The sequence below is a fragment of the Agromyces sp. Soil535 genome (assembly GCF_001428255.1).
GTDB lineage: Bacteria > Actinomycetota > Actinomycetes > Actinomycetales > Microbacteriaceae > Agromyces.
Window position 1 is genome coordinate 92,200 of the sequence record NZ_LMRW01000002.1, and the last position, 18,652, is coordinate 110,851.

Below are 18,652 nucleotides of genomic sequence, written 5' to 3' on the forward strand. Positions count from 1 at the left end.
CTCAGGCGAGCGCCTGGGCGACGCGCCGCACCTCGGACTTGCGGCCGGCGCGGAGCGCGGCGATGGGCGTCGTGCCGAGGCTGCCCTCCTCGCCGAGCAGCCACTCGAGCGCCTCGGCGTCGGTGAAGCCCGCGTCGGCGAGCACGATCGCCGTGCCGTGGAGTTCTGGCAGGGGCGCACCGTCGCGAAGGAACAGCGACGGGACCTTCAGCACGCCGTCGATGCGCGTCGCCAGCAGGCGACGGTCGTCGATGAGCATGCGGATGCGGCTCGGGGTCTGCCCGAGCAGCTCGACGAGGTCGGGAACGGTCAGCCAGTCGGTCTGGTCGGCGTCGGTCACGTCACCAGCCTGCCAGACGCACGTCCTGCTCGGGAAGCGGGCCGCCGCAAAGGATCCTGTCGCGCCACGCAGGATCCTTGCCTCCTGCGGAACGGGCTCGGCGGACTCGCGGCGAGGTCGTTGACTCGCCCCGGCCCCCGTGCGACGGTGGCCACGGACGAGGAGGTCCGACATCGGCACGAGGGGGGACGATGGCCAGCGACACCGGCGACGTGTGGCGCGCGCGCCAGCGGCGCACTGACGCCACCGTCGAACCACGGCGACGCGGCATCCGCGCCGCGCTCAGCGTCCCGCTCGCGATCGCGAGCACGATCGCCGTGACCCTCGGCATCGCCCAGCCCGCCGAGGCAGCCGCGCCGCACGTGAAGCGCCAGGCCAAGCCGAAGGCGCAGGGCTCGACCGTGCACCGCACCGCGCGCGTCGCGACGACCGCGCAGGCGCCCGCCGAGTACGTCGTGGCGGACGGCGACACGGTGAGCGGCATCGCGGAGCGCTTCGGTCTCGCGACCGCGGAGGTGCTCGCCGCCAACGGCCTCGGGTGGTCCAGCCTCATCTTCGCGGGTCAGCGCCTCGCGCTGCCCGGGGGCATGCCGGCCGAGGCGGTACCCGCTCCCCCGCCGGTCGCGCCTGAGATCGCCCGCCACACCGTCGTCGAGGGCGACACCATCGGCGGCATCGCCGCCGCCTACGGCCTCGACGTCGCAAGCGTCCTCAGCGCGAACGGACTCGGCCCGTCGAGCCTGATCTTCCCGGGCGAGGCGATCGTGCTGCCGCTCGCCGACCCGTCTGCTTCCGCGCCGGAGGCGGCGCCGCAGCCCGATGCGCTCGCCCACGCACCCGAGTCCCCCTCTCCTGGGACCTCCGTCGTGGCGGTCGCCTCCGTGACCGTGCCGCTCACCGACGAGATGCGCGCCAACGCCCGCATCATCATCGACGTCGGCCGTGCCGTGGGCGTGCCCGAGCAGGGCATCATCGTCGCCCTCGCGGCCGCGGCGCAGGAATCGGGCCTGAAGAACCTGCACCACGGCGACCTCGACTCCCTCGGGCTCTTCCAGCAGCGGCCGAGCGAGGGCTGGGGAACGCCGGAGGAGGTGCTCGACCCGGTGCGCTCGGCCACCGCCTTCTACGGCGGCACCGCAAACCCGAACGCCGGACGCACCCTCGGGCTGCTCGACATCGCCGGCTGGGAGTCGATGACGATCACGCAGGCCGCGCAGGCCGTGCAGCTGTCGGCGCATCCAGACCACTACGCCAAGTGGGAGGCGTCGGCGAGGGCCTGGCTGTCCGAGCTCGGCTAGCGGCTCGGTTCGGGCGCGCTGCGCCGCGGCATCCGTGATCACGAAGCCGTTGCGATCTCGCCGTTCCCCGGCGTTTAGTCCGCGTCGGGCATGCACCACTTCGTAGACTCGGAGGGTGACCACCGCGCCCGCCGATCCGATGATCGGCCGTCTCGTCGACGGCCGATATCAGGTGCGCTCGCGGATCGCCCGCGGGGGCATGGCCACCGTGTACCTCGCGACCGACCTCCGGCTCGAGCGTCGCGTCGCCATCAAGATCATGCACGGACACCTCGCCGACGACAACACCTTCAAGACCCGGTTCGTGCAGGAGGCGCGCTCTGCCGCGCGCCTCGCGCACCCGAACGTCGTGAACGTCTTCGACCAGGGCCAGGACTCCGACATGGCGTACCTGGTCATGGAGTACCTGCCCGGGATCACGCTGCGCGAGCTCTTGAAGGACTACAAGAAGCTCACGCCCGAGCAGACCGTCGACATCATGGACGCCGTGCTGTCGGGCCTCGCCGCCGCGCACAAGGCGGGCATCGTGCACCGCGACCTCAAGCCCGAGAACGTGCTGCTCGCCGACGACGGCCGCATCAAGCTCGGCGACTTCGGCCTCGCGCGCGCCGCGAGCGCGAACACCGGGACCGGGCAGGCGCTCCTCGGCACGATCGCCTACCTCTCCCCCGAGCTCGTCACCCGCGGCCTCGCCGACGCGCGCAGCGACATCTACGCGGTCGGCATCATGATGTACGAGATGCTCACCGGCGAGCAGCCCTACGTGGGCGAGGCGCCCATGCAGATCGCGTACCAGCACGCGAACGACACGGTGCCGACGCCGAGCTCGAAGAATCCCGCCGTGCCCGCGGAGCTCGACGAGCTCGTGCTGTGGGCGACCGCCCGCGACCCCGAGGAGCGTCCGAACGACGCCCGCGTCATGCTCGAGCGGCTGCGCGAGGTGGAGCCCGACATCCGCGCGTCGCGCACCCCGCTCCGCACGCAGGCGACGATGGTGGTCCCGGATGCCGCGATGCCGCTCGGCGGCGCCGCCACCGCCGAGACCGCCGTGCTCGGCACGGGCGCACCCGTCGCCGTCGCGACCGCGGTGCCCGAGGCATCCGACGACGGCGACGACACGACGGCCCTCTCGGCGAGCGCCGAACGCCGCAAGCGGCGAGGGTACTGGATCTTCGCGCTCGTACTGCTGCTCACCGGGCTCGCCGCGGGCACCGGATGGTACTTCGGCGCCGGGCCCGGCGCCCTCGCGACCGTGCCCGAGACGGCGACCCTGCTGCCCGGCGCGGCGCGCCAGGTGCTCGAGGAGGAGGGCTTCGAGGTCGTCGCCGGCGAACGCCACGACCCGAGGGTGCCGAACGGGCAGGTGTCGGGAACCGACCCCGAGGGCGGCCAGCAGGCGCGACGGGGGTCGCAGGTCACGATGTTCGTCTCCCTCGGACCGCAGATGCTGGCGCTTCCCGACGTGATCGGCCGGCCCGAGGCCGACGCGCGCGCCGCGCTCGGAGACTTCACGGTGGCCGAGCAGAGCGCCCAGCAATTCTCGGCGGAGATCGCGGCCGGCTCGGTCGTCGCGGTGCTCGGCGTCGACGGCAACGCGGTGGCCGCGGGCGCGGACTACCCCGAACTCGGCGACGTCACGCTGGTCGTATCGGTCGGCGCCGTCCCGGATGTCACGGGCCTCCCCGTCGGCGAGGCGGAGGCCGCGCTCACCGGGGCCGGACTCGCCGTCGGACACGCCGACCCCGAGTTCAGCGACGCCGTGCCGCTCGACCACGTGATCTCCGCGACACCCGCCACCGATCCGGTTCGGCCCGGCGACACGATCGTGCTCACCCTGTCGAAGGGCGAGGATCTCGTCGAGGTGCCGAACGTCATCACCGGGCAGACCGTCGCCCAGGCGCGCGAGCAACTCGAGGCGCTCGGGTTCACCGTCACATCGAACGTGCCCGCGTTCCTCGAGGGGGCGGTCGTGGCATCCGTGCAGAGCCCGGCCGCAGGCGAGAAGCTGAAGCGCGGCTCCGAGGTCACCGTCAACTTCGGCTGAGTCGCGCTGCCGACCTGCTCGTGCATGCGGGCGCCGTGCCGACGAGCACCCGAAGGAGCGGGGCATCCGTCACCGGACGCCCCGCTGCCATTCAGCGTGCGGTGAGCTCCTCGGCCACGAGGAACGCGAGCTCGAGCGACTGCATGTGGTTCAGGCGCGGGTCGCAGAGCGACTCGTAGCGCGTCGCGAGGGTCGCCTCGTCGATGTGCTCCGAACCGCCGAGGCACTCCGTGACGTCGTCGCCGGTGAGCTCCACGTGGATGCCGCCCGGGTATGTGCCGGCTGCGCGGTGCGCCTCGAAGAATCCACGAACCTCGTCGACCACGTCGTCGAAGCGACGCGTCTTGTAGCCGTTCGGCGTCGTGATGCCGTTGCCGTGCATGGGGTCGGTGACCCACAGCGGGTTCGCATCGCTGCGCTTGACGGCCTCGAGCAGCGGCGGCAGCGCGTCGCGGATCTTGCCCGCGCCCATGCGCGTGATGAACGTGAGGCGGCCCGGCTCGCGGTTCGGGTCGAGCTTCTCGACGAGCTCGAGCATCGTCTCGGGCGACGTGGTCGGTCCGAGCTTCACGCCGATCGGATTGCGCACCCGCGAAAGGAAGTCGACGTGCGCGCCGTCGAGGTCGCGCGTGCGCTCGCCGATCCAGATGAAGTGCGCCGACGTGTCGTAGGGCGTGCCGGTGCGCGAGTCGATGCGGGTCATCGGGCGCTCGTAGTCCATGAGCAGGCCCTCGTGGCCCGTGTAGAACTCGGTGTGCTTCAACGCCTCGAAGTCGGCGCCGCACGCCTCCATGAACTTGATGGCGCGATCGATCTCGCGGGCGAGCGACTCGTAGCGCGCGTTCGCCGGGTTCACCGAGAAGCCCTGGTTCCACGAGTGGACCTGGCGGAGGTCGGCAAACCCGCCCTGGGTGAAGGCGCGGATCAGGTTCAGCGTGGAGGCGGCCATGTGATAGCCGCGCACGAGGCGAGCCGGGTCGGCCGCGCGCGACTCGGGCGTGAAGTCGTAGCCGTTCACGATGTCGCCGCGGTAGGCCGGCAGCGTGACGCCTCCGCGGGTCTCGGTGTCGCTCGAGCGGGGCTTCGCGAACTGGCCCGCCATCCGGCCCATCTTCACGACGGGCATGGAGGCGCCGTACGTGAGCACCACGGCCATCTGGAGCACGGTCTTCACGCGGTTGCGGATCTGGTCGGCGGTGGCGCCCGCGAAGGTCTCGGCGCAGTCACCGCCCTGCAGCAGGAACGCCTGGCCGCGGGATGCGGCGGCGAGCCGCGTGCGCAGCATGTCCACCTCGCCGGCGAAGACGAGCGGCGGCAGCGTGGCGAGCTCGGCGGATGCCGCATGCGCGCCCTCGGGGTCGGGCCACAGCGGCTGCTGCTTGATCGGCAGCGTGCGCCAATAGTCGAGGCCGTCGATCACGGAGGGATCTGCGTTGACGACGGGCTCGACGAGCTGTACCACTGGACTGTCCTGAGGGTTCGGGCGCGAAACGCCGGGAATGGCGACGCACGTCGCGCCGCCGCTCAGACGAGCCTATCGCGATTGCGAAGCCCGCTGCTCCTTCACCGAACTCGCGTAGACGTCCACGTACTCCTGCTCGCTGAGCGTGCGGAGGTGGTGGACCAGCTCGTCGGTCACGCTCCGCAGCACGAAGCGGTCGCCCTCGAGTCCCTGGAAGCGTGAGAAGTCGAGCGGATCACCGAAGATGATCCCGATGCGGCGCACGTTCGGCAGCCGCTGTCCGATCGGCATGACCTCCTTGGTGCCGATCATCGCGACCGGAATGACCGGCGCGCCCGATTCCAGGACCATGCGGGCGACGCCGGTGCGACCCCGATACAGCTTGCCGTCGGGGCTGCGTGTGCCCTCGGGATAGATGCCGAGGATGCTGCCCTCGTTCAGCACCCGGAGGCCGGTCTCGAGCGCGGCCTCGGACGCCTTGCCGCCCGAACGATCGATGGGCAGTTGGCCCGCAGCCTGGAAGAACACCCGAGTGGCCCAGCCCTTCAGGCCCTTGCCGGTGAAGTACTCGCTCTTGGCGAGGAAGATCACCGGCCGGTCCACGACCAGCGGGAGGAAGATCGAGTCGATGAACGACAGGTGGTTGGAGGCGAGCACGACCGCGCCCTCCCTGGGCACGTGCTCGAGCCCTACCACCCACGGTCGGAAGATCGCCAGCAGGATGGGGCCGACGACGATGTGCTTCATGATCCAGTAGAACACCGCGTCTCCCTCCCCAGCGTGGGCGAACGAACGATTCAGCCTATCGCCGCGCGGCTCAGGCGTGCTCCTCGACCCACACGCGCGCGAGGTCGGCCGCACCGACCACGCCGGCGTCGTTGACGAGCTCCGCGATCACGAAGTCGGGCTCAGGGTGATAGCCGCGGGCGGGCAGGTGCTCGAGGTACGCCTCGCGGATCGGGCCGAGCAGCAGCTCCCCCGCGACCGAGACGCCGCCGCCGAACACGAATCGCTGCGGGTCGAGCACGGCCGACAGGGAGGCCGAGGCCTGGCCGAGCCAATGGCCGAGCTGGCGGAGCGCTGCGACGGCACCCGGGTCCTCCTGCTCGATGAGGGCACCGACCAGGTGCCCGTCGAGCGCCCCGTGCTCCTCGCGGGCGCCCGCGAGGGCCCGGCCGATGCCGCCGGCGTCGGCGATCTCGTTGGCCATGCGCAGCAGTGCGCGGCCCGAGCCGTACTGCTCGAGGCATCCGTGCTGGCCGCATCCGCACGCGATGCCGTTCGGCACGACGCGCAGATGGCCGAGCTCCGCACCGGCACCGAAGCCGCCGCGGAAGAGGCGGTCGCCGGCGACGATCGCCCCGCCGACACCCGTTCCGATCGTGAGCATGACCATGTCGCTCACGAGACGCCCCGCGCCGAAGCGGAACTCCGCCCAGCCGGCGGCGTTCGCGTCGTTGTCGACGACCACCGTCGACCCGACGCGGGCTTCGAGCTTCTCGCGGAACGGCTCGTTGCGCCAGTGGATGTTCGGCGCGTAGTAGACCGTCGACTGCGCGGCGTCGATGAACCCGGCGGCGGCGACGCCGACCGCAGCGGTGGGACCGCCTGCCGAGAGGGACTGGATCATCGCGACGACCGCGTCCTCGAGGAGCCGCGGATCGCCCGCCGGGGTCGGGACGCGCTCGCTCGCGACGATCGTGCCGAACTCGTCGACGACCGCTCCGGCGATCTTCGTCCCGCCGATGTCGATACCGATCGCGTGCACCGGGAAGCCGCCTTTCGAAGGGGGATGGGGTCGAGTGATCCCGGGGCCTCGAGGCCGCACGAGCAACGACTAGAGTGTAATCGACCCCAATGCCGAGGTTCGCGCGCCCCGCGCCGTCCGACCTCTTCCGGTGCCGAAGGAGCTACCGTGATCCAGTTCGATACCCCCGCAGTCGTCCCGGCCGATCCCGACGCGAACACCACCGACCTTCTGGTCGAGCGGGTCGCCGCAACCCCCGACTCGGTGCTCTTCGCGCTGCCCACCGCAGACGGCGGCTGGTCGCCGGTCACGACCCGGGAGTTCTACGACCAGGTCATCGCGCTCGCGAAGGGCCTCGTCGCGGCGGGCATCGAACCCGGCGACAAGGTCGGCCTCATGTGCAAGACGCGCTACGAGTGGACCCTCATCGACTTCGCCGCGTGGTTCGCCGGCGCCGTGCTCGTGCCGATCTACGAGACCAGCTCCCCCGCGCAGGTCAAGTGGAACCTCGGCGACTCCGGCGCGATCGCCGTCATCGTCGAGACGCCCGACCACTTCACGCGCTTCGACGAGGTGCACCCCGAGCTTCCCGCGATCCGCAACGTCTGGCAGATCGACCTCGGCGACCTCGACAAGCTCGTCGCTGCGGGCAGCGGCGTCTCCGACGAGGAGATCGAGCGCCGCCGCAACCTCGCGGTCGGCTCCGACATCGCGACCCTCATCTACACATCGGGCTCCACCGGCAAGCCCAAGGGCTGCGTGCTCACCCACTCGAACTTCGTCGAGACCTCCCGCAACGCGGCGATCGCCCTCAAGGAGGTCGTGCTCGACCCGAACGGCGCATCGACGCTGCTCTTCATCACGACGGCGCACATCTTCGCGCGGTTCATCGCCGTGCTCAGCGTGCACGCCGGCGTACGGGTCGGGCACCAGCCCGACACGAAGCAACTCCTGCCGAGCCTCGGCAGCTTCAAGCCCTCGTTCCTGCTCGCGGTCCCGCGCGTGTTCGAGAAGGTCTACAACGTCTCGGAGCAGAAGGCCGAGGCGGGCGGCAAGGGCAAGATCTTCCGCAGCGCCGCCGAGACCGCAGTCGCCTACTCGACGGCCAAGGAGGCGGGCCACGTACCGTTCGGCCTCACACTGAAGTTCCGCGTCTTCGACAGGCTCGTCTACTCGAAGCTCCGCACGGCGATGGGCGGCAACGTGAAGTACGCGGTTTCGGGTTCCGCACCGCTCGGGCCGCGCCTCGGCCACTTCTACCACGCGCTCGGCATCACCATCCTCGAGGGCTACGGCCTGACCGAGACCACCGCCCCTGCGACGGTGAACCTCGCGACGAAGTCGAAGATCGGCACGGTCGGACCCGCCCTTCCGGGCGTCTCGGTCCGCATCGCCGACGACGGCGAGATCGAGGTGAAGGGCGTCAACGTCTTCGAGGCGTACTGGAAGAACCCCGAGGCCACCGCGGAGACGTTCGACGGCGACTGGCTCAAGACGGGCGACATCGGCTCGTTCGACAGCGACGGGTTCCTCACGATCACCGGACGCAAGAAGGAGATCATCGTCACCGCGGGTGGCAAGAACGTCGCCCCCGCAGCGCTCGAAGACCCGATCCGCGCGAACCCGCTCGTCGGACAGGTCGTGGCCGTCGGCGACAAGAAGCCGTTCATCTCGGCGCTCGTCACGCTCGACCCCGAGATGCTCCCCGTCTGGCTCAACAACAACGACGAGGACGCGGGCATGAGCCTCGAGGAGGCCACCACGAACGCGGCCGTGCTCGCCGAGGTGCAGCGGGCGATCGATGCGGCGAACGAGAACGTGTCGCGTGCCGAGTCGATCCGCAAGTTCACGATCCTCCCGACCGAGCTCACCGAGGCGAGCGGCCATCTCACGCCGAAGATGAGCATCAAGCGCAACGTCATCCTCGAGGACTTCGCGGGCGAGATCGAGGCGATGTACTCGGGCGCTCCGGCAACCGAGGGTCACTCGATCGTGCACTGATCGATTCCCACGTCGAGTGGCCCCGTGGCATCCGCGGGGCCACTCGACGTGTCCGGGGCGAGGATCCGGGGGTGCGCCGTCACGCGGTCAGAACCAGTCCGACTCGCGCACCTCCCTCATCGCCGCTCGTCGCTCGTCCTTCTCGAGCCGGTCGAGGTACAGGATGCCGTCGAGGTGATCGGTCTCGTGCTGCAGCGCCTGTGCCATGAGCCCGCTGCCCGAGAGCTCGATCTCGTTGCCGTCGAGGTCGATGCCGCGAACCCGGGCGAACGGATGCCGCGGCGTCTTGTGCCACAGGCCGGGCACCGAGAGGCAGCCCTCGTCGATGAGCTCGGGATCCCCTGAGACCTCGACGATGACCGGGTTGATGATGTACCCGATCTCGCCGTCGACGTTGTAGCTGAATGCGCGCAGGTTGACGCCGATCTGCGATGCGGCGACCCCGGCGCGGCCAGGGAGCCTCACGCTGTCGATGAGGTCGGCGACGAGCGAGCGCACCCCATCGTCGATCTGTTCGACGTGGGCGGAGACGGTCTTCAGGACGGGGTCGCCGAACAGGCGAATGGGACGTTCCGGCAATTGCGCTCCGATCAGTGCCCGCGGTCCACGGGCAGGCCTTCCACGACGAGTGCCGCGAGCTCGCGCGACGCGAGCCGCGTCACGGGACGCAATTCGTCCCAATGCACGACGGATCCGGCGGCGAGCTGCGGGTCGTACGGAATCCGGACGATATCGCGCACGCGCGAGGCGAAGTGAGCCTCGATCTCGTCGACCTTGACGAGATGCGTGCCCTGCGTCGCCAGGTTGATGGCCACCACCGCGTTGCGCACGAGCTCGCCGTAGCCGTTCGCCTCGAGCCACGTGAGCGTCTCCGAGGCCAGGCGCGCCTCGTCGACGCTGCCGCCCGACACGACGACGATGGCGTCCGCGCGCTGGAGGGTTGCGCGCATCACGGAGTGGACGATGCCGGTGCCGCAGTCGGTGAGGACGAGCGAGTAGTAGCGGGCGGCGAGGCCCGCGACCACGTTGTAGTCGTCGTCGTCGAACGCTTCGGAGAGGGTCGGGTCGGTGTCGGATGCGAGGATGTCGAGCCGGGTCTCGTCGCGCGACACGAAGCCGGAGAAGTCGGTGTAGCCGCCGATCGACGGCGCCTTGGTCACCACGTCCCTCACGGTCTCGCGCGTCTGCCGGTCGACGCGCTCGGCGAGGGTGCCGCGGTCGGGATTCGCGTCGATCGCGATCACGCGGTCGTCGCGTGCGTCGGCGAGCGCCATGCCGAGGAGCGTCGTGATGGTCGTCTTGCCGACGCCGCCCTTGCGGGTCAGCACCGGGACGAACCGGGCACCGCCCTCGAATCGCTTCTGGATGCGCGCGCTCAGGGCCTTGTGGGCTTGCACCTTGGCGGAGTCGCCGAGGTTGACGAGGTGCAGCGAGGCCTCGTAAAGGAAACGGTTGAACCCGCCGTGCGGCGCAGGCCGCGTGGTGCGGTTCAGGTCGATGAGGCGGTCGGCGGTGAGGGACTCGGACGGCTCGGGCACCTCGGCCGGGGCGAGCTGGTCGTCGGGCACGTCGACCACCGCGACGTGGCTGCCGGTGTTCGTGCTGACTCGCTCGCGACGGAGCTTCGAGGCGTCGGCCGCCAGGAGCGCGCCGTACGGCGAGGCATCGCGACGGTAGGAGCTGCGGTATCCGCCGGAGAGACCCGGCGTGATGACCTCGACGGAGGTCGTGGACGAGTCCCCGCCGACGACCGAACCGGGGTTCACGGCGACGTCGTCGATCGCGACCGCGACCTCGTCTTCGGGCATCTCGGGGCGCGGTGCGGGTGGCAGGTCGACGCGGATGTTGAGGCTGTCGGGCAACGCCCCGGCAGCGTGCGCACCGGTCGACGGCTCGAGCCGCCCGCGGTCCGTCGACGACGTGCGGCTCGGCGCCGCCCGGCGTGTCGTGCTCTCGTCATCGCCATTGTCGTCAGACACCGATACCCCTCCTCATCAGTGCGAACTCATGGACAGCCTAGCGCGGGCGTACCACGACGAGCAGGTCGCCGGCTTCCACCTGCTGCGTCTTGGGGATGGCGACGCGCTCGACGATGCCGGGGATCGGCGACGTGATGGCCGCCTCCATCTTCATGGCCTCGATCGATGCGACGTTCTGGCCGGCGGCGATCTCGGCCCCCGGTTCGACCTGCAGCGTGACGACGCCCGAGAAGGGCGCGGCCACGTGGCCGGGCTGCGAGGCATCCGCCTTCTCTGCCGCGCGCGACTCGACCACGATGCTGCGGTCGCGGACGAACACCGGCCGGAGTTGGCCGTTGAGGATCGTCATGACCGTGCGCATGCCCTTGTCGTCCGCCTCGCCGATCGCCTCGAGCCCGGCGTACAGCCGCACGCCCTTGGCGATCTCGATCACGTGCTCGGAGCCCTGTCGGAGTCCGTAGAGGTAGTCGGAGGTGTCGACGACCGACAGGTCGCCGAAGAGCTCGCGGATCTGCTCGTACTGCCGGGTGGGCGCGGGGAAGAGCAGCGCGTTCAACGTCGAGCGGCGGGTGGCGCTGTCGGCCTCGAGCGCGGCACGCTGCTCGGTCGTCAGCTCCGTGACGCCGATGCGGATGTCCTTGCCGGCGAGCACCTTCGAGCGGAACGGCTCGGGCCAGCCGCCCGGAAGGTCGCCGAGCTCGCCGGCCATGAAGCCGATCACCGAGTCGGGCACGTCGTACTTCTCCGGGTGCTCGGCGAAGTCGGCGGGGTCGGCCTTCACTGCCGCGAGGTGCAGTGCGAGGTCGCCCACCACCTTCGACGACGGGGTCACCTTCGGCACCCGGCCGAGGATGCCGTTCGCGGCCGCGTACATGTCCTCGATGAGCTCGAAGTCGTCGGCGAGTCCGAGGGCGATGGCCTGCTGGCGCAGGTTCGACAGCTGACCCCCCGGGATCTCGTGGTGGTAGACGCGGCCGGTGGGCCCCGGCAGGCCGGACTCGAACGGCTTGTAGAGGCGACGCACCGCCTCCCAGTAGGGCTCGAGGTCGGCGACCGCCTGCAGCGAGATGCCCGTGTCGCGCTCGGTGTGCGCGAGCGCTGCGACGAGCGACGACGCCGAGGGCTGGCTCGTCGTGCCCGCCATCGGCGCGCTGGCGACGTCGACCGCGTCGACGCCGGCGCGACTCGCGGCGAGGAGCGTCGCGAGCTGGCCGCCGGCGGTGTCGTGCGTATGCAGGTGCACCGGCAGGTCGAAGCGCTCGCGCAGCGCGGCGACGAGCTTCTCGGCCGCAGTGGGCCGTAGCAGGCCGGCCATGTCCTTGATGGCGAGGACGTGCGCGCCGGCGGCGACGATCTTGTCGGCGAGACGCAGGTAGTAGTCGAGCGTGTACAGGTCCTCGGCGGGGTCCAGGAGGTCGCCGGTGTAGCAGACTGCGACCTCGGCGACGGCGTGGCCGGTGGCGAGCACCGAGTCGATCGCGGGCCGCATCTGGTCGACGTCGTTCAACGCGTCGAAGATGCGGAAGATGTCGACGCCGGTCGCCGCCGCCTCGCGGATGAACGCGTCGGCGACCTCGGTCGGATACGGCGTGTAGCCGACCGTGTTGCGACCACGGAGGAGCATCTGGATGTTGATATTGGGCAGGGCCCCGCGGAGCGCGGCGAGGCGCTCCCACGGGTCCTCGCCGAGGAAGCGGAGCGCGACGTCGTAGGTGGCGCCGCCCCAGGCCTCCACGGAGAGGAGCTGGGGGGTCATCCGCGCGACGTACGGTGCGACGGCGACGAGGTCCTTCGTGCGCACGCGGGTGGCCAGGAGCGACTGATGCGCGTCGCGGAAGGTGGTCTCGGTGACGGCCAGCGGGGTCTGGGCGCGAAGCGCCGCCGCGAACCCGGCCGGGCCGAGTTCGAGCAGGCGCTGCCGTGATCCGGCGGGCGCCGGCACCGACAGGTCGAGCTCGGGCAGCTTCTCGACCGGGTGCACGGCGGTGGGCGCCGGTCCGTTCGGCTGGTTCACCGTGACATCCGCGAGCCAGTTCAGGATCTTCGTGCCGCGGTCCTTCGAGACCCGGCCGCGCACCAGTTGGGGACGCTCGTCGATGAACGACGTGCTGAGGTCGCCCGCGACGAACGCCGGATCCTCGAGCACGGCCTGGAGGAAGGAGATGTTCGTGGAGACGCCGCGAATGCGGAACTCGGCGAGGGCGCGCTTGGCACGTGCGACCGCGGCCCGGTAGTCGCGTCCGCGGCAGGTCAGCTTCGCGAGCATCGAGTCGAAGTGCGGGCTGATCTGCGCGCCCGGGTTCACGGTGCCGCCGTCGAGGCGGATGCCGGCGCCGCCCGGCGACCGGTAGGTCGTGATCCTGCCCGTGTCGGGGCGGAACCCGGCGGTCGGGTCCTCGGTCGTGATGCGGCACTGGAGGGCTGCACCGCGGAGGCGGATGGCGTCCTGCTCGAGCCCGAGATCGGCGAGGGTCTCCCCCGCCGCGATGCGCATCTGCGACACCACGAGGTCGACGTCGGTGACCTCCTCGGTGACCGTGTGCTCGACCTGGATCCGGGGGTTCATCTCGATGAACACGTGCTGCCCCGCGCGCTCGCCAACGGTGTCGAGGAGGAACTCGACCGTTCCCGCGTTGACGTAGCCGATCGAGCGCGCGAACGCGATGGCGTCGCGGTAGAGCGACTCGCGGACGTCGTCGGAGAGGTTCGGTGCCGGCGCGATCTCGATGACCTTCTGGTGGCGGCGCTGCACCGAGCAGTCGCGTTCGAACAGGTGCACCGTCTCGCCCGTGGCGTCCGCGAGCACCTGCACCTCGATGTGGCGGGGGCGCAGCACCGCCTGCTCGAGGAACATCGTCGGGTCGCCGAAGGCACTGTCGGCCTCGCGCATGGCCTCCTCGAGGGCGGCGCGCAGCTCGTCCTTCGAGTTGACCCGGCGCATGCCGCGGCCGCCGCCGCCGGCCACCGCCTTGGCGAAGAGTGGGAAGCCGATCTCGTCGGCCTGCGCCACGAGCGCCTCGATGTCGCGCGACGGCGGCGTCGACTTCAGCACCGGCACGCCTGCGGCGATCGCGTGCTCCTTGGCCGTGACCTTGTTGCCCGCCATCTCGAGCACGCGCTTGGTCGGGCCGATGAACGTGATGCCCGCCTCCGTCGCGGCCTGCGCGAGCTCGGGGTTCTCGGAGAGGAATCCGTAGCCCGGGTAGATCGCGTCCGCGCCCGACTCCCTCGCGACGCGGATGATCTCGGACACATCGAGGTAGGCACGGACCGGATGCCCCGGCACGCCGATCTGGTAGGCCTCGTCCGCCTTCAGGCGGTGCAGCGAGTTGCGGTCCTCGAACGGATACACGGCCACGGTCTTCGCGCCGAGCTCGACGGCCGCACGGAACGCCCGGATGGCGATCTCCCCGCGGTTGGCTACCAGGATCTTCGTGAACATGCAGGCCTTTCGACGCGGTTTCCGCACAGCGAACATTTAGGTATCGCCCGAGGACTAAAGGTAACGTATCTGTTCGTGCACGTACTCAGCGTCAGTTCCCTCAAGGGCGGTGTCGGCAAGACGACTGTCACCCTCGGGCTGGCCTCCGCGGCCTTCGCACGCGGCGTGCGAACGCTCGTCGTCGACCTCGACCCGCAATCCGATGTATCCACCGGCATGGACATCCAGATGGGCGGTCACCTCAACGTCGCCGACGTGCTGGCTTCGCCGAAGGAGAAGATCGTCCGCTCGGCCATCGCCCCGAGCGGATGGGCGAGGTCCAACCCGAGTTCGACCATCGACGTCTTGATCGGCAGCCCGTCGGCGATCAACTACGACGGGCCGCATCCGTCGATCCGCGACATCTGGAAGCTCGAGGAGGCGCTCGCGAACGTCGAGGCCGACTACGAGCTCGTCCTCATCGACTGCGCCCCCTCGCTGAACGCGCTCACGCGCACCGCCTGGGCGGCGAGCGACCGCGTGGCGGTGGTCACCGAGCCCGGCCTCTTCTCCGTCGCCGCGGCCGACCGCGCCCTGCGTGCCATCGAGGAGATCCGCCGCGGCCTCTCTCCCCGACTCCAGCCGCTCGGCATCATCGTGAACCGCGCGCGTGTGCAGTCACTCGAGCACCAGTTCCGCATCAAGGAGCTGCGCGACATGTTCGGCCCGCTCGTGCTCTCGCCGCAGCTGCCCGAGCGCACGTCACTGCAGCAGGCGCAGGGCGCCGCGAAGCCGCTGCACATGTGGCCCGGCGAGAGCGCCGAGGAGATGTCGCGCCACTTCGACCAGCTCCTCGATCGCGTGCTGCGCACGGCGCGCATCGGCGACTACGCGGGCACACCGCTCGAGCTCGAGTCGCCCGTCATCTGACGTCACAGGGGCCGCGGGCCCCGCGGCGCGACCGTCGGGAACGGCGCCTCAGGAGATCCTGCGGGACCGAGCACCGCGGCGCGCGGCCAGTTCATCCATGGGATCGGCCGGCTGGCTGTCGATCTCGACGAGCGTGGACTCGACCTCTCGCAGCACCTTGCCGACGGCGATGCCGAAGACGCCCTGACCGCGGTTCACGAGGTCGATGACCTCGTCGTCGGACGTGCACAGGTAGACGCTCGCGCCGTCGCTCATGAGCGTGGTCTGGGCGAGGTCCTCGATGCCCGCCTCGCGGAGCTGCATGACGGCGGTGCGGATCTGCTGCAGTGAGATGCCGGTGTCGAGCAGGCGCTTCACGAGCTTCAGCACGAGGATGTCGCGGAATCCGTAGAGGCGCTGCGTGCCCGATCCGGCCGCTCCGCGGACGGTGGGCTCGACGAGCTGCGTGCGCGCCCAGTAGTCGAGCTGGCGGTAGCTGATGCCCGCCGCCCGCGCCGCCACCGCGCCGCGATAGCCGGCGGCGTCGTCGTGCTCGGGCATCCCGTCGGTGAAGAGCAGGCCGAGGTCGTAGCGAGCGCTTTCACTCCGGTCGAGCTCACTCATCCGATCGCCCCTCACTCCCGCGCCAGCACCCCGACGGCGCGTCTCCCACGCTACCCACGCCGGGGGCCTCGGCCAAACACATCGGGCCGAACGTCACGGCGTGTCGCGGATCAGCGCCCGAGCCGCGCGAGCGTCCCACGTACGACCGCCGTGTGCACCGTCTCGAGGTGATCGGCCAGTTCGAGGGCGCGCTCTGCTGCGCGCGCCTTGTCCGCGGCATCCGACCGCCTCGACGGCGCGATCGCGCGCTCGACGAGGGCGGCATCCCGCTCGGCGGCGGCGCGCAGGCCGCGCAGGTGGCGGGCCTCGATGCCGACCCCGCGGAGCGCGACGAGCGCCTGCAGCACTCCGAGGGCGTCCTCGCCGTACTGCTCCGCGGCGGGCAGCAGCGACGCCGAGATCGCTTCGTCGAGGAGCGTGCGCGTGGCGCCCGCCTCCCTGATGAGCTCCTCGCGACGGTACCGGCGGGCGCCCGCCAGGAACGTGGCCGCGCTCGCGGCGCCTGGAAGGGCCGGTGTCTCGCCCGCGTCGATCGCCTCGAGATGTGTGCGGATGACCTTGAGTGGCAGGTACTGGTCGCGTTGCATCGACAGCACGACCGTGATGCGCTCGACGTCGGCATTCGAGAACTTGCGGTACCCCGCCGCGGTGCGCGCGGGCGACACGAGTCGCTGCTCCTCGAGGAAGCGCAGCTTGGAGGGGGTCAGCTCGGGGAACTCGGGCTGAAGCTGCGCGAGGACCTGACCGATGCCGAGCAGTTGGCCGTGGCCGCTCGCGTGCGCGGAGGCGGCGGTGCCCGGCACTAGCCGCTCGCCAGCGGCGCCAGGTCGCGTCGGGAGGCGTAGAAGGTGAGCCGGTACTTGCCGATCTGCACCTCCGCGCCGTCGCTGAGAAGCGCGGTGTCGATGCGCACCCCGTCGAAGTACGTGCCGTTCAGGGAGGAGAGGTCCTTCACCTCGAAGGCCGTGCGGTGGCGGAGGAATTCCGCGTGGCGGCGCGACACGGTGACGTCGTCGAGGAAGATGTCGGCATCGGGATGACGCCCGGCGGTGGTGACGTCGGTGTCGAGGAGGAAGCGCGCACCGCTGTTCGGACCGCGCCGCACGATGAGCAGCGCGGAACCCGATGGCAGCGCGGCGATCGCCTCCTGCTCCTCGGCCGTGATGTCGCTGTCGACCGCTGAGAGCGCCGCGGCCGCCTCACGGCTGAAGCCGATCGTCGTGTCGGCCGTGCCGTCGCCGACGACACCGTTCGACCTCGTCGCCGGGGACTCGCCGTCGGCCTCGCCCGCTTCGCCAGCCTGAGTGTTGTCGGTATCCGCCACGGCTAACCTCCCGATTCCAGCGTATCCGATCGGGGCTCGTCTTCCACACGGGGAATACGGATGACGCGCGCCGTCTCGATGGCGTAGATGATGCCCGCCCACCAGTAGAGGAAGGCGCCCCAGAGCGTGATCGCCCACCCCACCGGTTCGCTGACCGGCTCGACCGCCGGGAAGGCGAGGCCGAGCATGATGACGGGCAGGCCGAAGAAGAGCGCGAAGGTCGCGACCTTCCCGAGTTGGTGCACGGGCAGGGGTCCGTAGCCGTGGTTGGCGAGCACGACTCCGAGCACGAGGAGGAACACGTCGCGCGCGACGATGACCACGACGATCCACCATGGCACGAGGTCGTTCGCAGCCAGGCCCACGAGGGCCGCGAAGATGTACAGGCGGTCGGCTGCGGGATCGAGGAGCTGCCCCAGCCGCGTGACCTGCCCGAGCCGCCGGGCGAGGTAGCCGTCGAGCAGGTCGGTGAGGCTCGCGACGACGAGCACGACGAGCGCGGAGACGTAGTCGCCCAGCACGATGAACACGAGGAACGCGGGCACCAGGGCGAGGCGCAGCATGCTCAGCACGTTCGGGATCGTCCAGATCCTCGTGCCCACCGCCCCCGCGCTGTCCCCGCCCACGTTGCGATCCTATCGACCCCTAGAATGCCGCCATGGGTCCCCTGCTCGTGTGTCTCATCATCGGCGCCGCGGTGACCGCCGCCACCTGGGTCGCCTCGCTGGTGACACGCGAGTACTCGTGGGTCGACCGCATCTGGTCGATCGTGCCGGTGGCGTACGTCTGGGTCTTCGCGGGCTGGAGCGGGCTCGACGCGCGGCTCGTGCTCATGGCCTCGCTCGTGACGCTCTGGGGCATCCGCCTCACTTTCAACTTCGCGCGGAAGGGCGGATACCGTCCGGGCGGCGAGGACCACCGCTGGGCGGTGCTCCGCGGTCGGATGTCGCCCGGGCAGTTCCAGCTGTTCAACCTGTGCTTCATCTCGATCTCCCAGAACGCCCTGATCCTGTTCTTCTGCCTCCCGGCCTACACGGCGTACGAGGCGGCGGGGACACCCCTCGGCGTATGGGACGTCACGCTCACGATCCTCTTCGTCGCGTTCCTCATCGGCGAGACGATCGCCGACCAACAGCAGTGGGCGTTCCACCGCTGGAAGGCCGCCGAGCACGCCGCCGGTCGCCCACCGCGACCCGGGTTCCTGCAGTCCGGGCTCTTCCGCGTGTCGCGGCATCCGAACTACTTCTTCGAGCAGGCGCAGTGGTGGGTGTTCTACGGGTTCGCCGTCGCGGCGACGGGCGCGTGGCTGCACTGGACGATCGCCGGCGCGGCGCTGCTCACGCTGCTGTTCATCGGCTCGACCGTGTTCACCGAATCGATCTCGCGGTCGAAGTACCCCGACTACGACGAGTACCGAGCTCGCACGTCCGCGATCGTGCCATGGTTCCCACGGTCACGGGCCGCCGCGGACGAGCGCACCGCCTGAGCCGGGAGCGGCACCCG

16 protein-coding genes are annotated in these 18,652 nt (G+C 70.5%); 5 read left to right on the forward strand and 11 right to left on the reverse strand.

Annotation, left to right across the window (positions count from 1 at the left end):
* Position 1 precedes the first annotated feature (1 nt).
* Positions 2-340: an Rv2175c family DNA-binding protein gene (locus ASG80_RS03780; RefSeq protein WP_056728684.1), complete on the reverse strand. Its 339-nt coding sequence runs from the start codon at positions 338-340 to the stop codon at positions 2-4.
* 191 nt (positions 341-531) lie between these two features.
* Between ASG80_RS03780 and ASG80_RS03785 the strand changes: the two genes are divergently transcribed.
* Entirely contained in the window at positions 532-1,638 is a 1,107-nt protein-coding gene (locus tag ASG80_RS03785; protein ID WP_082589728.1) for a LysM peptidoglycan-binding domain-containing protein, read from the forward strand.
* 115 nt (positions 1,639-1,753) lie between these two features.
* Positions 1,754-3,682, forward strand: a complete 1,929-nt coding sequence (gene pknB, locus ASG80_RS03790) for a Stk1 family PASTA domain-containing Ser/Thr kinase (protein WP_056728686.1) — start codon at positions 1,754-1,756, stop codon at positions 3,680-3,682.
* 91 nt (positions 3,683-3,773) lie between these two features.
* On the opposite strand, the gene ASG80_RS03795 is transcribed toward pknB, so the two are convergent.
* From ASG80_RS03795 to ASG80_RS03805, 3 genes are all read right to left on the reverse strand, one after another.
* Positions 3,774-5,144, reverse strand: a complete 1,371-nt coding sequence (locus ASG80_RS03795; protein ID WP_056728688.1) for a class II 3-deoxy-7-phosphoheptulonate synthase — start codon at positions 5,142-5,144, stop codon at positions 3,774-3,776.
* A gap of 72 nt (positions 5,145-5,216) precedes the next feature.
* Positions 5,217-5,906 (reverse strand): 1-acyl-sn-glycerol-3-phosphate acyltransferase, encoded by a 690-nt coding sequence (locus ASG80_RS03800; protein ID WP_056728690.1) that lies wholly within the window; start codon positions 5,904-5,906, stop codon positions 5,217-5,219.
* Between the two features lie 55 nt (positions 5,907-5,961).
* Complete coding sequence (locus tag ASG80_RS03805) at positions 5,962-6,912, reverse strand: ROK family glucokinase (RefSeq protein WP_056728692.1); 951 nt, start codon at positions 6,910-6,912, stop codon at positions 5,962-5,964.
* A 147-nt stretch (positions 6,913-7,059) separates the two neighbouring features.
* On the opposite strand from ASG80_RS03805, the gene ASG80_RS03810 reads away from it, so the two are divergent.
* Positions 7,060-8,892 (forward strand): long-chain fatty acid--CoA ligase, encoded by a 1,833-nt coding sequence (locus tag ASG80_RS03810; RefSeq protein WP_056728694.1) that lies wholly within the window; start codon positions 7,060-7,062, stop codon positions 8,890-8,892.
* Between the two features lie 87 nt (positions 8,893-8,979).
* Here the strand turns inward: ASG80_RS03810 and def are convergent, their stop codons facing one another.
* Genes def through ASG80_RS03825 form a run of 3 tightly spaced genes read right to left on the reverse strand, consistent with a single transcriptional unit; the run spans position 8,980 to position 14,313 of the window.
* Positions 8,980-9,471 carry a peptide deformylase gene (gene def / locus ASG80_RS03815; protein ID WP_056728696.1) on the reverse strand — a complete coding sequence of 164 codons (492 nt, stop codon included), beginning with the start codon at positions 9,469-9,471 and terminating at the stop codon, positions 8,980-8,982.
* A gap of 11 nt (positions 9,472-9,482) precedes the next feature.
* Positions 9,483-10,871: a MinD/ParA family protein gene (locus tag ASG80_RS03820; RefSeq protein WP_235508150.1), complete on the reverse strand. Its 1,389-nt coding sequence runs from the start codon at positions 10,869-10,871 to the stop codon at positions 9,483-9,485.
* 37 nt (positions 10,872-10,908) lie between these two features.
* Entirely contained in the window at positions 10,909-14,313 is a 3,405-nt protein-coding gene (locus tag ASG80_RS03825) for a pyruvate carboxylase (RefSeq protein ID WP_056728698.1), read from the reverse strand.
* A 75-nt stretch (positions 14,314-14,388) separates the two neighbouring features.
* Between ASG80_RS03825 and ASG80_RS03830 the strand changes: the two genes are divergently transcribed.
* A complete protein-coding gene (locus tag ASG80_RS03830) occupies positions 14,389-15,222 on the forward strand; it encodes a ParA family protein (protein ID WP_056728700.1) in 834 nt (277 codons plus the stop codon).
* Between the two features lie 48 nt (positions 15,223-15,270).
* Here ASG80_RS03830 and ASG80_RS03835 read toward each other — a convergent pair whose 3' ends face one another.
* The 4 genes from ASG80_RS03835 to ASG80_RS03850 form a co-directional block, all read right to left on the reverse strand.
* Positions 15,271-15,825, reverse strand: a complete 555-nt coding sequence (locus ASG80_RS03835; protein WP_056728702.1) for a MerR family transcriptional regulator — start codon at positions 15,823-15,825, stop codon at positions 15,271-15,273.
* A 110-nt stretch (positions 15,826-15,935) separates the two neighbouring features.
* Positions 15,936-16,628, reverse strand: a complete 693-nt coding sequence (locus tag ASG80_RS03840; protein WP_056728704.1) for a MerR family transcriptional regulator — start codon at positions 16,626-16,628, stop codon at positions 15,936-15,938.
* Entirely contained in the window at positions 16,628-17,041 is a 414-nt protein-coding gene (locus tag ASG80_RS03845) for an FHA domain-containing protein (RefSeq protein WP_056728850.1), read from the reverse strand. Before ASG80_RS03845 ends, ASG80_RS03840 begins: the two co-directional genes overlap by 1 nt.
* Before the next feature lie 110 nt (positions 17,042-17,151).
* On the reverse strand, positions 17,152-17,775 hold the full coding sequence (locus tag ASG80_RS03850) for a CDP-alcohol phosphatidyltransferase family protein (protein WP_082589730.1): 624 nt from the start codon (positions 17,773-17,775) through the stop codon (positions 17,152-17,154).
* Between the two features lie 32 nt (positions 17,776-17,807).
* On the opposite strand from ASG80_RS03850, the gene ASG80_RS03855 reads away from it, so the two are divergent.
* On the forward strand, positions 17,808-18,635 hold the full coding sequence (locus tag ASG80_RS03855; protein ID WP_056728706.1) for a DUF1295 domain-containing protein: 828 nt from the start codon (positions 17,808-17,810) through the stop codon (positions 18,633-18,635).
* The last annotated feature ends 17 nt before the right edge of the window (positions 18,636-18,652 follow it).